Raw genomic sequence first — 14,854 nt, forward strand, 5'->3', positions numbered from 1 at the left:
GGAGTTAGGTTGAAGTCTGCTCAACGTTAGAGCGAAGTTTTTCTTTGGCGCGTCGGCATTTTTCCGAATTGGCGGTTGACGCTCCCCTTTCCGATTTCTAGTGTCAAAATTTCCTCCGCAGACCCGCCTCTTTTCATGAACATCCACGAGTACCAAGCCCGCGAACTTTTTGCGAAATTTAATGTCGCCACACAACCCGGCAGCGTCGCCTCGACTCCAGCGGAAGCCGAACAGATCGCCGCAAAACTGGGTGGCAAGATCGTCGTCAAATCGCAGATTCACGCTGGAGGACGCGGCAAGGGCGTTTTCAAAAACGGCTTCAAGGGCGGCGTCCATTTGTGTGCAACTCCCGTGGAAGCCGGGGAGCTCGCCGGAAAAATGCTCGGCCAAGTGCTGGTGACGCATCAGACCGGACCCGAAGGCAAGGAAGTGAGCAAAGTCTTTGTCGGCGCCGCGGTAAACATCCAGCGCGAGTTGTATTTCGCCATTTTGCAGGACCGCGCGACGAGCGGTTACACGATCATCGCGAGCACCGAAGGCGGCGTGAATATCGAGGACGTGGCCGAGCACACGCCGGAGAAAATTCACCACGAACCCGTCCACCCCACACTTGGGTTGCAGTCGTATCAAAGTCGCAAGCTGGCACAAATCCTGGGTCTCGACGGCAAGCTGATGAATCAGGCGGTGAAGCTTTTTGGCAATCTCTACAAGCTCTTCATCGAGTGCGATTGCTCGATGGTGGAAGTCAACCCGCTGGTCGTCACGGACAGGGGCGAATTGCTCGCGCTCGATGCGAAATTTGGCTTCGACGACAACGCTCTCTATCGCCATCCCGACATCCTCGCGATGCGCGACAAGACCGAGGAAGACCCGCGCGAAGTCGCCGCATCGGAGTTCCAATTGAATTACATCGGTCTCGACGGAAACATCGCCTGTCTGGTCAACGGAGCCGGGCTCGCCATGGCGACGATGGACATTATTCAATACGCCGGCGGCAACCCCGCGAACTTCCTCGACGTCGGCGGCGGCGCGACCAAGGAGCAAGTCGCAGCAGCCTTCCGAATCATCCTGGCCGACCCCAAAGTCGAAGGCATTCTCGTGAATATTTTTGGCGGCATCATGGATTGCGACATCATCGCCCACGGGATTTTGGCCGCGGCTGCGGAGACGGGTTTGAGCATTCCCCTCGTCGTCCGGCTCGAAGGCAACAACGTCGCCGCTGGCAAAGCCACGCTGGCTTCCAGCGATCTGAAAGTTATCGGAGGCGACAACATTCTCGACGCCGCCCAGAAGATCGTCGCAGCCGTCAGCGACGCTAAAAAAGCCGCCTAATTTCTCCCATGTCCATTCTTGTCACGCCCACTACTAAGATTCTCATCCAAGGCATCACTGGCAGCTTTGGCGCGCGCCATGCCCAGCTTTCGCTCGACTACGGCAGCCAGGTTGTCGCCGGGGTTACGCCTGGAAAAGGCGGCCAGTTGTTTGCCAATGTCGTGCCAATTTTCGACACGGTCTCGCAAGCGGTGAGAGAAACCGGAGCCACTGTTTCGGCGATTTTTGTTCCGCCACCGTTCGCTGCCGACGCCATTTTGGAAGGCGTCGATGCCGGTCTCGATCTCGTGATTTGCATCACGGAAGGCATTCCGGTGAATGACATGGTGAAGGTGAAACACGCCATGAAAGGCAGCAAAACCCGTCTGATCGGCCCGAATTGCCCCGGCATCGTCACGCCTGGCACGGGGGAGAATTCCCATGGCGGCTGCCGCATCGGCATCGCACCCGGTTACATTCATAAAAAGGGCAACGTCGGTGTCGTTTCGCGCTCGGGCACGCTCACTTACGAGGCTGTTTTCCAACTCACCACGCGCGGTTATGGCCAATCGACTTGCGTTGGTATCGGCGGCGATCCGGTCAATGGCACGAGCCATTTGGACATTCTGAAAATGTTCAACGACGACCCCGAGACCGAGGCGATCATCATGATCGGCGAAATCGGTGGCACCGCTGAGGAAGAAGCCGCTGAATGGGCGGGTCAGTATTGCAAGAAGCCGATCGCGGGCTTCATTGCCGGAGCCACCGCGCCTCCCGGACGCCGGATGGGTCACGCCGGGGCCATCGTCAGCGGAGGCAAAGGCACCGCCGCCGCCAAAATTGCCGCTCTCGAAGCCGCTGGCATCGCCGTTTCCCCGACGCCTGCCGGAATGGCCGACACGCTGCTGAAACACTGGAAGCGCTAACATTTACATTTCAACCAAACTCAACTCTTAATAACCCATGCCAATCATCTCCAGAGGACTCGAAGGAATCGTCGCCGCAGAAACCCGCATCGGAGACGTGCGCGGGGACATCGGGCAGTTGATTTATCAAGGTTACGACATCAACGAACTCGCGGGGAAGGTCTGCTTCGAGGAGGTTTTCTATCTTCTCTTGCACGGATATCTTCCAAACCAGACGCAACTGGAGAAAAAAATCACCGCGCTCCGGGCCGAACGCGAACTGCCACAAGGCATCATTGATTTTCTAACGTCGGCACCCAAGACCGCTGCGCCGATCGACATCATGCGGACGGCTGTCAGCATGCTGGGTTGTTATCCCACGGGTCGGTATGATCTGACGGTAAGCGACAACCTCGAACACGCCATCAAACTGGTCGCCCAGATCGGGATCATCGCGGCCTATTTCCATCGGGCACGCCAAGGTTTGGCTCTGCCACCGATTCGCAAGGATCTGAGCGAGGCCGGGCATTTTCTCTGGCTGATGACCGGCGAGGAACCAACCGCCGACGCCACGGCGACCCTCGATGTCGCCTACGTTCTCCACGCTGAACACGGCTTCAATGCCTCCACTTTCGCGGCACGCGTTGTCGCCTCCACCATGTCGGATATTTATTCCGCAGTGAGCGCGGCGATCGGCGCGTTAAAAGGCCCGCTGCACGGCGGTGCCAACGAAGGCGTCATCCACATGCTCCAGGAGATCGGCGAACTCGACAAAGTCGATGCCTACATTGCCGACGCGCTCGCTCAGAAAAGAAAAATCATGGGCATCGGACATCGCGTTTACAAAGTGCTCGACCCGCGCGCGCCGCATTTGAAGGCCATGGGAATCAAGCTTTCCAACGAACTCGGCGAGCCGAAATGGATTCAGATGAGCGAACGCATCGCCGCGCTCATGAAGGAGCAAAAGGGGCTCAACGCCAACGTCGATTTCTACTCCGCGACGGTTTATTACAGCCTCGGTATTCCAACCGACTTGTTCACACCGATCTTTGCCATCTCGCGCATGGCCGGATGGACCGCGCACATTCTCGAGCAACTCGCCGACAACCGCCTGTTCCGTCCGCTCAGCGAATACGTCGGGCCCGCAGTTGGTCGCAAAGTCCTCCCGATCGCGGAACGCTAGCCGCCCATTTGCACCGTCGTCGTCACCGTCACCATTTCGTTGTGACTCGACTCTAAAACCGGCAACGGCTGGTTCACGATGTCGATCTCGGCTCCGAGACCGACGACATCGTAGAGTCGCATGACGTCCGCTGATCTCATGCGAATGCAGCCGTAGCTCGCCGGGGTTCCAATGCGCCATTCCTCTGGAGTGCCGTGAATGTAAATCGTGCGGGCAAACGAATGCGCATTGCAACGTTCCATCCCATCCAGCCACAAGATTCGAGTTACAATCGGATCGCGCCCCGGCGTGTTGGGACGGAGGATTTCGCCGGTGGGACGGCGGCTTTTGAAGACGGCCCCGAGTGGTGCGCCGTCACCTATTTTCTTCTTAATCTGCAATTTTCCCAGCGGAGTTGCATTGCTACCTTGGCGATCCCCGAGGCCAAATTTCGAGGTGGAAACGGGGTATTCCGCAATCAGCCGGCCATGCTCGAAGACACGCATTCTCTGGTCGGGCACACTGACCAGAACCCTGTGATCGCGGTCGCGATGGGCGCAGCCGGAAAGCCAGCAGATCAGTGAGCAGATTGCTAAAAATCTAACAACAGAGTGGCGCATCAACTTAATTTTCTAAGATAAATGAGAAAGTGAGCTTGGTTGGCAATCATTCTGCTTCTCAAGAATGAGCGCAAAAGCCATGACATCTGACAAAAACATAACATTACAGCCGGCAGGCCCGACGGATGCTACCTATCGCAGCATCGTGGAACATGCAATCGAAGGAATTTTCCAGACCACTCCCGATGGCCATTATTTGCTCGCAAACCCCGCTCTGGCATCGATTTACGGATATTCTTCGGTCGCCGAATTGTGCAGCGGAGTGCGGGAGATTGCCCGCCAGCTTTACGTCGAACCCACCCGGCGCAATGAGTTTCTCCAATTGATGAATGAGCAGGACGCGGTCTGGGGCTTCGAGTCTCCGATTCATCGCAAAGATGGGAGTGTGATTTGGATTTCCGAGAATGTGCGCGTGATTCGCGACGAAAATGGCGATGTTTCCTACTACGAGGGCACGGTCGAGGACATCTCGAATCGCAAGCACGCCGAGGAGCAGTTGCGCCGCGCCAAGGAAGCCGCCGAGGAAGCCAGCCGGTCGAAAAGCCAGTTTCTCGCAAACATGAGCCACGAGCTGCGCACACCGCTCAACGCCATTATCGGCTACAGCGAATTGCTCCACGAGGAAGCCGAGGACATGGGCGAGAAAAGTTTCTGCGACGATCTGAAAAAAATCGAGAAAGCCGGCAAGCACCTGCTCGATCTCATTAATGGCGTGCTCGACATTGCCAAGATCGAGGCTGGCAAAATGGAAGTCCACGTGGAGGAATTCGACATCGCCGAAATGCTCCAAGACGTCGGCAGCACGGTCACCCCGATCATTGAGAAAAAAGGCAACCGTCTCGTCATCGAAACCGCGCCCGGCTTGGGAAAAATGCAGACCGACCTGACCAAGGTCCGCCAGTCGCTTTTCAATCTGCTCGGCAATGCGGGCAAATTCACCGAAAACGGCCTCGTCACTCTCTCGGCCCGCCGGCAGTCAGACTCAGACAAAGACTGGATCATTCTCCAGGTGCGCGACACCGGCATCGGCATGACCAATGAACAAGCGTCGCGAATTTTTGAGGCATTCACCCAGGCTGATTCGTCCACGACCCGGAAATTTGGCGGCACCGGGCTGGGGCTCACCATTACCCGCGAGTTCTGCCGCTTAATCGGCGGCGAGGCGACCGTCACGAGCACACTGAAACTCGGCTCGACTTTCATGATCAAGCTGCCCGCGATTTTTTCCGCCGAGGATCAGCAGCCGGCCTCCATCACGTCATTCCAGATTGAGCCGGAAATGGAAAACTCCGAGCAGCCGCTCGTGCTGCTGATCGACGACGATCTCACCATTCACGATCTGGTGAAACGCTTCCTGCACAAGGAAGGCTTCCGCACCATCTGCACGCAAAACGGCGCGGACGGACTCGACCTGGCCCGGCGCCTGCAACCGTCGGTCATTGTTCTCGACGTGATGATGCCGACGATGGACGGATGGTCCGTTCTTTCGCGGCTGAAAAGCGACCCGGTTTTATCTAACATCCCGGTCGTCATGCTCACCATGGTGGACGACAAGGCGATGGGCTACACTCTGGGCGTGGACGATTACATGCTCAAGCCCATCGAGCGCGTGGATTTCGTGGGTGTGCTGCGCAAGTTTTGCGATCAGAACAACCCCGGAACGGTGTTAGTCGTCGAGGATGATGACACCTCGCGCGAGCTGGTGCGCGACATGTTAGAAAAAGACCACTACACCGTCATCGAAGCTCGCAACGGCCTGGAAGGTCTCGAGCGACTCACGGGCGTGGTGCCGACCATGATCCTGCTCGATCTCATGATGCCCGAGATGGATGGCTTTGAATTTGCCGCTGCCGTCCGCAAAATCCCCAAGCTAACCAACGTCCCCATCGTGGTGATGACGGCAAAGGACATCACCTCGCAAGACCGCACCCGCCTCGAGGGCCATGTCGCGCGCGTCATGCAAAAAGGCCTCTATGGCCGCGACGATTTGCTTGCCGAAATCCGCTCACATATTTTGCGGGCGACTTCCAATCCAATGGTCGCCGCCGCCTGAACCTAACATTATTCTCTCATGCCCAAGCTATTGTTAGTAGAAGACAACGAAATGAACCGAGACATGCTCCAGCGCCGTCTGCAGCGCCGGGGATTTGAAGTCCTCATCGCCGTCGATGGCGGCGAGGGAGTCGCCCTGGCCGTCGAGCAGACTCCCGACCTCATCATTATGGACATGAGCCTGCCCGTCCTTAATGGCTGGGAGGCCACCCGCCAGATCAAGAGCCTGCCTGCGGCAAAACATATCCCGGTACTAGCATTGACCGCCCACGCCATGGCCGGCGAACGCGACCGCGCCCTGGACGCGGGTTGTGACGACTACGACACCAAGCCGGTTGATTTTACCCGCCTAACTGGAAAGATAGACAAGCTCCTGCAAGGAATCGCCGCCTCCTAACATGACCGCCCAACTCGATCTGCCGACACGACCCGATTTGCAACATGAGTTGCACGATCTGCGCACACCGCTGAATCAGATCATCGGTTTCAGTGAAATGCTTCAGGAGATCGCGCAGGAGGAAGGCCGCCACGATCTGCTCGATGGCCTCGCCACCGTCTGCTCGGCAGGCATCGAACTCACTTCGCTCCTCGCCGACACCCGCCTCATTTCGCTAACTAACAACGACGACCAGGAATACTGGCCGCTCGTCGATGCGGTGCGCTCTCCGATCAGCCGCGTGTTAGGTTTCGCCGACCTCATTCTCGCCGAACCGCCCGAGGCGCATCTTTCCAGCTATAACGAGGACATCGAAAAAATCCGCACTGCCGCCGCCATGTTCTTCGTCAAGGCACGGGCGAGTCGCATTGTTATCCGGATCGAGGCCGCGCGCGACTGGACCGCAGGCACGCCACGCCAGACCACTAGCGCCAGCCCGGAAAGCGTGGGCCGCGTTCTCATCGTTGATGACGAAAATCTCAACCGTGAGATTCTCTGCCGCCGCTTGTTGCGTGAGGGCTACAGTTCGCTAGGAGTCGCCAGCGGACATGCCGCTCTGGAGGCTTTGCGGAAGGAGAAGTTCGACATCATTTTGTTAGACATCATGATGCCCGGAATCGGCGGCATCGAGGTCTTGCAAACTCTCAAGCAGGACGAGACCCTGCGCCATTTGCCCGTCCTCATGCTTTCCGCTCTGTCCGACGTGGATCGCGTCGCGCGCTGCGTCGAGTTAGGCGCGGATGACTATCTGCCCAAGCCTGTGAATGCGATCTTACTCCGTGCGCGCCTCGGTGCCTGCATGGAAAAGAAACGCCTGCGCGATCACGAGCAAGCCAGCTTGCGCGAATTGGACTCCGAAAAAGAACTTCTCAGCGTCACGCTGCAATCGCTGGTCGACGCCGTCGTCACCACCGATGCGGAAGGCCGCATCGTTCTCTTTAACAATGGCGCGACAGTCCTCACAGGCCGCTCCGCCAACACTGCGCGCGGGCAGTTTTTCGCCGACGTCTTCCCGATTTTTGACCGAACTAACAATCAGCCCGCGGCAGACATTGCACGCGAGGCATTGCAACTTCGCGCCGTCGTGGACACACCGTCCGGCCACACAATGATCACGCCGCTCGGGGAGCGGATCATGGCCGCCCACGCCGCTCCGATCCAGGGCCACGATGGCGGCATCAAAGGCACGGTCGTCGTCATTCGCGACGTCACGGAAAAAGAAAAAATCGCCGAGGAAGTCCTGCGCTCCAGCAAGCTGGAATCCATCGGCGTACTAGCTGGCGGACTCGCCCACGACTTTAATAACATGCTCACCGCCGTCATCGGCAATCTCTCCCTGCTGCGTCACGGCGTCGATCCCTCGCCCGACATCATGCATCGCCTCGACGAAGCCGAGGAAGGCGCGCTGCGAGCCCGCGATCTCGCGCAATATCTCCTAACCTTCGCCGAGGGCGGCGCGCCGCTGAAGAAAGTAGTCGAGCCTGCCGCGCTGCTTCGCGAGACCACTGAATTCGTCGTTCGCGGCTCGCGGGTCGATTGCGATTTTGAGCTGCCCGACGACCTCTGGAAAGTGGAGGCCGACCCCGGCCAGTTCACCCAAGCCGTCTCGAATGTCGTGATGAATGCCGCGCAAGCCATGCCCGAGGGCGGCACGATTTTCCTCTCCGCGGAGAACATCATGATCGAGGAAGACAGCGATCTAACCTTGCCTGGCGGGGCCTACGTTTCCATCTCCATTTCCGACATGGGAGTGGGCATTCCGGCAGAACATCTGCCGCGCATTTACGATCCATTTTTCACCACGAGAAACCAGGCGCGCGGACTCGGTCTGGCCGCGACCTATTCCATTATTCATCGCCACGGCGGCTTGATCGATGTCGAGTCCACGCCCGGTTACGGCACAAAAGTTCACCTGCTCCTGCCTGCGGTGGAAGTGGCTTCGGCCCCTGAACCATCGGAACACATTTCCACTCCTGGGCAGCCTGCCGAACCTCTCTCCGGCCAGCGTCTGCAACGCGTGCTCGTGATGGATGACGAGGCTTCCATTCGCGAAGTTTGCGCCGACTTGCTCAAGCTCCTCGACTACGAAGTCGTCACCACCAGCGACGGGGCCGAGGCGCTCGCCGTCTATCATCAGGCGCAACAAAGCGGTACTCCATTCGACCTCATCATCACCGACCTCACCGTCCCCGGCGGCATGGGAGGGGCCGAGGCTATGCGTCGTCTGCGCGAGAGTGGCTCGAAGGTACGCGCCATCGTTTCCAGCGGCTACTCGAATGGACCCGTCATGAGCCATCCCGCCGAATATGGGTTCCAGGGCGTGCTGCCCAAACCGTATCGTCTGCACGACCTCGAAGCCGTCCTGCAAAAGGTCGCCGCCGCTGGCTGAAGCCTTGCGAAACCAGCCGAGCCCGCTTAATTAGGGGCCGCCATGCAGATTTCACTGGAAGACGCCTACACCGATGTCATCGCCAAGGCCCAGCGCGGCCTCGGCCTGGCCGACAGTCAGCTCGCGGAACAATCCGGAATCGCTCTCGCAGAACTCAAAAATCTCAAGTCCGGCCACGTCGATCCAGCCGTCCTGCAAGCCATCGCACCCGTGTTGCATTTGAGTTTGAGTGCACTCATCCAGCTCGCGGAGGGAAACTACCAGCCCGATGTTAGTCTGCCCGATGGGCTCGCCGTTTTCAACACGCCCTACGAGGATTACACGGTGAATTCCTATCTCGTCTGGGATCCGGCCACACGCGATGCCATCGTCTTCGACACCGGTTCCGACGCCACGGAACTCCTCCACACCATCGTGTCCAATGGACTCAAAGTCCGCTCTATTTTACTAACCCACACGCACGGCGATCACGTCTTCGACCTGGACCGCGTTGTGGAAAAGACTGGCGCTCCCGTCTTTACTAACATTCGCGAACCACTGGAAGATGCAGCCCCTTTTTCCGAGGGAGCGACATTCGAATGCGGCTCGCTGCGTATTGGCACTTTGCTAACCCATGGACACTCCCCGGGCGGCACGACATTTGTCGTTTCTGGTTTGGAGAAACCCATCGCCATCGTCGGGGATTCCCTTTTCGCCGGCTCCATGGGCGGATCAACCGCCTGGGAATTGGCGCTGACTAACAATCGCGAAAAGATTCTCACTCTTCCCCCAGAAACCATCATTTGCCCCGGTCACGGCCCGCTCACCACAGTCGAGTTCGAGTTGAATCACAATCCCTTCTACGCGCCGCGATGATCCGCCATCTCTATGTGCACATCCCGTTTTGCCCGAAGGTTTGTCCGTATTGTTCCTTCTACAAGGAGGCCTCGGATCGCAACAAGACGCAGCGTTTCCTAGACGCGGTTCTATCCGAGTTAAATGCCGCTCAGAAGACACACCAGCTTCAACCTGAGACAATCTTTTTCGGCGGCGGCACTCCCACGGCGCTGAGCACACCGCAACTCAGCTATTTGTTGGAAGGTCTCCGCGAGCGGCTAGATATCACGCATCTCCACGAATGGACTCTGGAGATGAATCCAGCCACGGTTTCCCTCGAGAAAGCGGCGCGGCTGCGGGAGCTGGGAGTCAATCGCGTGAGCATGGGCGTGCAGGCCTGGGACGAGGCGACTTTGAAAGCATTGGGCCGCGTCCATTCGGCGGAACAAGCCTTGCGCTCGTATCACATCTTGCGCGAGGCGGGTTTTTCTAACATCAACCTCGACCTCATCTTTGGCACTCCCGGACAAAGCCAGGAAGTCTGGTTCGACAACTTAAAAAAGACAATCGAGTTAGAACCGAATCACATCTCCGCCTACTGTCTAACCTACGAAGAGGACACGGAGTTTTTTCGCCGCTTTCAAAGTGGCGAGTTGCAGCAGGATGAGAACGCCGACGCTGATCTCTACGAGGGAAGCATCGCGATGTTAGAAGCCGCTGGCTACGTTCAGTACGAGACCTCGAACTACGCGCGCCCTGGATTCGAGTGTGAGCATAATCTGGCCTATTGGTTAGGATACGATTATCTCGGGCTGGGCCCCAGTGCGTTCTCCACGGTCGGCAGTGCGCGCTGGAAAAATCTCCCCGACACCACGGCTTACTGCCAGCTCATCGAAAGCTGCGGAGAGGCGAAGTCTTTCCATGAATCCGTCACGCCCGAGATTCGTCACAGCGAGCTAGTCGCATTCGGGTTGCGCACGAATCGCGGCGTTTCGATGTTAGGACTTCCCCTGCCGCAGATCGCGCGCCTAACCGCAGATGGGTTTCTAACTCAAATGGAAGATCGCGTCTTCCTAACCAAACAAGGCCGGCTCGTCGCCGACAGCGTGGCCGAGCTGCTTATCTAACATGGCTTTTCAATTCGACGTCATCATCGTGGGAGCGGGACCGGCGGGCTCGGTTTGCGCCACCGTCTGCGCGCGCCAGGGCATGAGAGTCCTCGTGATTGATCGTGAAAAATTTCCCCGCGACAAGGTCTGCGGCGACTGCCTGAATCCCGCCGCCTGGAAAGTGTTACAGCGCCTCGGCATCGACGAACGCATTCGTTCCCTGCCCCATTCGCCTCTGAAAAAGGTGCAGATTGCTACGATCAACGACCGCGTTTTCGATTTCCCGCTGCATGGCGGCGAGGCGGGCGAGATCGGCATTCGGCGACGCGAGCTGGACCTGACTTTGATTCAAATGGCGCGTGCTGCCGGTGCGGCGTTTCTGGAAAACACAGCGGTGACTTCCGTCCAGGGGAACTGGCAGATCGAGGCGGGCGGCCGGCATTTCACCGCAAAGACGCTCGTCGCCGCAGACGGACGCAACTCGACCGTGGCCCGGCTCCTCGGGATGATGCCCGCGCAGCAAAAAGACCGCGTCGGCATCCAGACGCACGTGCCGCTCGCGTCGCATCAATTCAACTCGGTTCGCATGCAACTCCACCCCGAGGGTTACAGCGGCGGCGCGAGCATCGGGGACAACCTTTGGAATCTCTGCCTAGTCGCCCGTGGCGAAAACATCGAGGCGCTCAAGCAGCGGGCCACGAAACTCTGGAAGCTCCCGTCGAACTTGCACTGGCGCAGCCTGACTCCACTCAGCCGCCGCCCGCTCCCTGCTGCGAAGGGCTCCCTATTTCTCGTCGGCGACGCCGCCCGCGTGGTGGAGCCTTTCACCGGCGAGGGAATTTATTACGCCCTCGCGAGTGGCGAACTGGCCGGACAAAACATCACGCAGCCCGACGTTTACCGGAAAAAGCACGCCGAGCTTTATCGCGGTCGCCTCTGGGTCAATCAGCTTGCGAAATGGGCCGTGCTGCACCCAGTCGCCACGAGCTGGGCTCTGGAAAACCTCCCCGCTGAGCGGATTCTCAGTCACCTCACTGCCAAAGTGACCGCTCCTGTCGTGAAAACGCCTAGTAACCCGTCTCGCCGCCGCGATTTCCGCCCTTCTGGGGCACCTCGTGCGGGGCTTCCTGCTGACTACCCTTTTCAGGATGCCCATGTTCCTCGTGCAATGGTGCCGTTTCCTCCGCAGAATGACGTTCACACGCCGTAAAAAGGGCGACTGAGCAGAGCAGGAGCAGGAAAGATTTCATTCGCGCTTTCTACACGGCGCGGCGGGCGGCGGGAAGCACGTTTCGCAGAAAATTTACTCAAACCGCAGCGCGTCCACCGGGTCGAGGGCGGCGGCCTTGTGCGCGGGATACATTCCGAAGCCGATCCCGATGGCGCTGCAAACGATCAAACCCACGATCGCCCAGCCCCAGGGAAAAAAGACGGACGCCTTCAGGAGCAGCGCGAGTCCATTGCCGCCGACCGCCCCGAGAATGATCCCAGCCAAGCCGCCCAGTTCGGAAATGAAGAGGCTCTCGAGGAGAAATTGCCCGAGAATGTCCCCTCGCCGCGCCCCGAGGGACTTGCGGACGCCGATTTCCTTGGTTCGCTCGGTCACGCTGACGAGCATGATGTTCATGATGCCGACTCCGGCTGCAATCAGGGCGATGCCGCTGATGACAAAGGCCCCGATACGAATGGTACCCGCGACCTGCGTGAAGGCGGCGGTGAGCGAGTCGTTGGAATAAATATCGAAGTTGTCGGGGTCTTCCACGCGCAGGCCGCGGACTTTGCGCATGAGCCCGACGGCGTGCCCGAGGGTGGCGTCGTAGGTCGCCTGGGTTTGGGATTGGACGGAAATGTTCAGACTCCGCGAGCTTTCGCCGAAGTCCGCGAAGAACCGCGTGATCGGGATGGCGCAGGTGTTGTCGTTCGAGCCGCCGAAGCCGGAGCCTTTGGTCTCGAAAACGCCGACGACCTGATAATTCTTCCCGCTGATGCGCAGGGTTTTGGCCAGCGGAGTCTCGTTGGGAAACAATTTATCGCGCAGGTCGCCGCCGATCACGATCACCGCGCGCGCCATGTCCACATCGCCGGCGCTGATCATCCGCCCCTCGCCGATTGTCTGGCTGTTCGCCTGGAGAAAATACTCGTTCGTCCCCACGAGTTGCTGGTTGGGATTCGTCTTGCGCCCGCCGTAAGTCGCCGCGACGCCCCCCTTGAAAATCTTCAGGCAGACCACGTCCGTCTTGTCGCTCATCAGCCGCGCAAACTGCACGCCCTGCGCGTAGCTGATGTTGGGCCGGTTGCGATATTTCTCATTGTCGTTCCCGTGGAAGACGGGCGTGCGGGAGAATTGGAAAATGTTCGAACCGAGGAAACTGAGGCCGCTCTCGATGCTGCCCTGGAGCGCGGAAATCGCGGTCATCACGCCAATCACGGAGAAAACGCCGATCGTAATGCCGAGCATGGTGAGCGCCGAGCGGAGTTTGTTCGCGCCGAGGGAACTGAGCGCCATGCGAAAGATGTCGGAGCGTTTCATGGCAGTGGCGCGGAGCAGAGTCTTCGGGAGCGCACGCGTCTCGCGTGTTCCCTTTTGAGTCCCGCGAAAGGGCCGGTTCTCGCCATCGGACGGGACGTCCGCTGGAACACGCGGGACGCGTGCGCTCCCGGGGAAAAGATTGTGCTCTTACTCATACCTCAACGCATCGATGGGGTCCAACCGCGACGCCGACCACGCGGGCGCAAAACCCGAGACGATCCCCGTGAGCACTGAGACCAGCAGGGCGATGAAAGTCAGCCCAAACGAGAAGCTCACGGGGAAGCTCGGGACGGCCGACGAGAGCCCGATGAACGCCGCGCCCGAGAGCACGATCCCGATGAGACCGCCGATCAGGCAAATGGTCACGGCCTCGATCAAAAACTGCATCAGGATGGAACTCCGGCGCGCGCCGAGCGCCTTGCGGGTGCCGATTTCGCGCGTCCGCTCCTTCACGCTGACAAAGGTGATGTTCATGATCCCGATTGCGCCGACGAAGAGCGACAGCCCGGTAATGAAGATGCCCGCCAGGGCGATGCCGGTCTTGATCGGGCCGATCGTGCTGCGAAACGCCTGCTGCTCGTTGAGCGAAAAATCGTCGCGTTTCTCCGGCAACAACCCGCGAATGCGCCGCATGATGCCAGTCAATTCCTCCTTCGCCTCCAGGAGCCGCAGCTTGGATTTCACTTTCACCCGAATGGCGGCGTCCTCGTCGGCCACGAAGTATTTCTTAAGCGCGCCGACCGGGATCACGACCTGCTGGTCCCACGAAAACAGCCCGAGGAAGGAGCCTTGCTTCGCGAAAACGCCGACGATGCGAAACAGATGGTTGCCCACTTCGATGGTCTCGCCGATGGGGTTTTCCGAGGGGAAAAGCGACGTCGCGATGTCGAGCCCGATCACGCAAACGGAGATCGCCCCGCGCGACTCGGCCTCGGTGATGAAACGTCCGCGTTCGCACTCGGTCGTGGAGGTGCGGGTGAAGTCGTTCGTGGTGCCGAGGGTGTAAACCGTGTCCACTTTGCGTCCGCCACGGGAGACGGTTTTGAAAACGACGGGCGCGGGAACGGCGAGTTCGAGCAGAGTGTTGGGCGTGTCGGCGATGATGCGGTTGATCTGGGCCGCGTAGTCGGTGCTGATCTTCCGGCGGTTGCGAAACAGGGCGAAGTCCTCGCTCGGGCCCCACGGTGTTTTTGTGACGTAGAGCACGTCGTCGCCGAGGAGGGAGAGCGAACGGTCGAACCCGGTATCGATCCCGTTGATCGCAGTGCCCATGAGGGTGACGGCGATGATGCCGATGACGACGCCGAGCGCGGTGAGGGAGGAGCGGGTGCGGTTCGCGAGGATTTGTGTCCAGGCGATGCGCAGGCTTTCGCCCAGTTCGTAAATCAGACGGTGCATGATAAGAATGTCACACGGAGGCACGGAGATATACGGAGGGTTTGAGGGAACTTATCTCGCTTTTGAGTTGCATCTGAATAGGACCCATGGGGGCGGATAAGTCCGATAAAGGTGCCCAAACCCGGG

Annotated in this window: 12 protein-coding genes; 9 read left to right on the forward strand and 3 right to left on the reverse strand. The window is 59.0% G+C overall.

What is annotated here, in order from left to right; genetic code table 11:
* Window positions 1–135: 135 nt before the first annotated feature.
* From sucC to ABIT76_01455, 3 genes are read left to right on the forward strand one after another with little or no spacing between them, the layout of a single operon-like run.
* Window positions 136–1,332, forward strand: coding sequence for an ADP-forming succinate--CoA ligase subunit beta (gene sucC / locus ABIT76_01445; protein MEO7931800.1), 1,197 nt, complete (start codon window positions 136–138; stop codon window positions 1,330–1,332).
* An 8-nt stretch (window positions 1,333–1,340) separates the two neighbouring features.
* Window positions 1,341–2,237: a succinate--CoA ligase subunit alpha gene (sucD, locus tag ABIT76_01450; protein MEO7931801.1), complete on the forward strand. Its 897-nt coding sequence runs from the start codon at window positions 1,341–1,343 to the stop codon at window positions 2,235–2,237.
* Between the two features lie 37 nt (window positions 2,238–2,274).
* Window positions 2,275–3,399, forward strand: a complete 1,125-nt coding sequence (locus tag ABIT76_01455) for a citrate synthase (GenBank protein MEO7931802.1) — start codon at window positions 2,275–2,277, stop codon at window positions 3,397–3,399.
* Here the strand turns inward: ABIT76_01455 and ABIT76_01460 are convergent.
* Complete coding sequence (locus ABIT76_01460; protein ID MEO7931803.1) at window positions 3,396–3,998, reverse strand: L,D-transpeptidase; 603 nt, start codon at window positions 3,996–3,998, stop codon at window positions 3,396–3,398. The genes ABIT76_01455 and ABIT76_01460 overlap by 4 nt on opposite strands.
* A 79-nt stretch (window positions 3,999–4,077) precedes the next feature.
* Here ABIT76_01460 and ABIT76_01465 point away from each other — a divergent pair, with 79 nt between their 5' ends.
* From ABIT76_01465 to ABIT76_01490, 6 genes are read left to right on the forward strand one after another with little or no spacing between them, the layout of a single operon-like run.
* On the forward strand, window positions 4,078–6,051 hold the full coding sequence (locus tag ABIT76_01465; GenBank protein ID MEO7931804.1) for a response regulator: 1,974 nt from the start codon (window positions 4,078–4,080) through the stop codon (window positions 6,049–6,051).
* A gap of 18 nt (window positions 6,052–6,069) precedes the next feature.
* A complete protein-coding gene (locus tag ABIT76_01470) occupies window positions 6,070–6,447 on the forward strand; it encodes a response regulator (protein MEO7931805.1) in 378 nt (125 codons plus the stop codon).
* 1 nt (window position 6,448) lies between these two features.
* Entirely contained in the window at window positions 6,449–8,875 is a 2,427-nt protein-coding gene (locus ABIT76_01475; protein ID MEO7931806.1) for a response regulator, read from the forward strand.
* A gap of 42 nt (window positions 8,876–8,917) precedes the next feature.
* Entirely contained in the window at window positions 8,918–9,730 is an 813-nt protein-coding gene (locus tag ABIT76_01480; protein MEO7931807.1) for an MBL fold metallo-hydrolase, read from the forward strand.
* Window positions 9,727–10,818, forward strand: coding sequence for a radical SAM family heme chaperone HemW (gene hemW / locus ABIT76_01485; GenBank protein MEO7931808.1), 1,092 nt, complete (start codon window positions 9,727–9,729; stop codon window positions 10,816–10,818). Before ABIT76_01480 ends, hemW begins: the two co-directional genes overlap by 4 nt.
* 1 nt (window position 10,819) lies before the next feature.
* Complete coding sequence (locus ABIT76_01490) at window positions 10,820–12,010, forward strand: NAD(P)/FAD-dependent oxidoreductase (GenBank protein ID MEO7931809.1); 1,191 nt, start codon at window positions 10,820–10,822, stop codon at window positions 12,008–12,010.
* Between the two features lie 93 nt (window positions 12,011–12,103).
* Here the strand turns inward: ABIT76_01490 and ABIT76_01495 are convergent, their stop codons facing one another.
* Both ABIT76_01495 and ABIT76_01500 read right to left on the reverse strand, forming a co-directional pair.
* Entirely contained in the window at window positions 12,104–13,330 is a 1,227-nt protein-coding gene (locus ABIT76_01495; GenBank protein ID MEO7931810.1) for an ABC transporter permease, read from the reverse strand.
* 147 nt (window positions 13,331–13,477) lie between these two features.
* Window positions 13,478–14,728, reverse strand: coding sequence for an ABC transporter permease (locus tag ABIT76_01500; GenBank protein ID MEO7931811.1), 1,251 nt, complete (start codon window positions 14,726–14,728; stop codon window positions 13,478–13,480).
* Between the last annotated feature and the right edge of the window lie 126 nt (window positions 14,729–14,854).

It is taken from the genome of Chthoniobacterales bacterium (genome assembly GCA_039930045.1).
Taxonomy (GTDB): domain Bacteria; phylum Verrucomicrobiota; class Verrucomicrobiia; order Chthoniobacterales; family DASVRZ01; genus DASVRZ01.

What these genes read in the sequence shown, in the direction of transcription:
- sucC (MEO7931800.1), top strand. Translation starts at nt 136, where the DNA reads ATGAACATCCACGAGTACCAAGCCCGCGAACTTTTTGCGAAATTTAAT.
- sucD (MEO7931801.1), top strand. Translation starts at nt 1,341, where the DNA reads ATGTCCATTCTTGTCACGCCCACTACTAAGATTCTCATCCAAGGCATC.
- ABIT76_01455 (MEO7931802.1), top strand. Translation starts at nt 2,275, where the DNA reads ATGCCAATCATCTCCAGAGGACTCGAAGGAATCGTCGCCGCAGAAACC.
- ABIT76_01460 (MEO7931803.1), bottom strand. Translation starts at nt 3,998, where the DNA reads ATGCGCCACTCTGTTGTTAGATTTTTAGCAATCTGCTCACTGATCTGC.
- ABIT76_01465 (MEO7931804.1), top strand. Translation starts at nt 4,078, where the DNA reads ATGACATCTGACAAAAACATAACATTACAGCCGGCAGGCCCGACGGAT.
- ABIT76_01470 (MEO7931805.1), top strand. Translation starts at nt 6,070, where the DNA reads ATGCCCAAGCTATTGTTAGTAGAAGACAACGAAATGAACCGAGACATG.
- ABIT76_01475 (MEO7931806.1), top strand. Translation starts at nt 6,449, where the DNA reads ATGACCGCCCAACTCGATCTGCCGACACGACCCGATTTGCAACATGAG.
- ABIT76_01480 (MEO7931807.1), top strand. Translation starts at nt 8,918, where the DNA reads ATGCAGATTTCACTGGAAGACGCCTACACCGATGTCATCGCCAAGGCC.
- hemW (MEO7931808.1), top strand. Translation starts at nt 9,727, where the DNA reads ATGATCCGCCATCTCTATGTGCACATCCCGTTTTGCCCGAAGGTTTGT.
- ABIT76_01490 (MEO7931809.1), top strand. Translation starts at nt 10,820, where the DNA reads ATGGCTTTTCAATTCGACGTCATCATCGTGGGAGCGGGACCGGCGGGC.
- ABIT76_01495 (MEO7931810.1), bottom strand. Translation starts at nt 13,330, where the DNA reads ATGAAACGCTCCGACATCTTTCGCATGGCGCTCAGTTCCCTCGGCGCG.
- ABIT76_01500 (MEO7931811.1), bottom strand. Translation starts at nt 14,728, where the DNA reads ATGCACCGTCTGATTTACGAACTGGGCGAAAGCCTGCGCATCGCCTGG.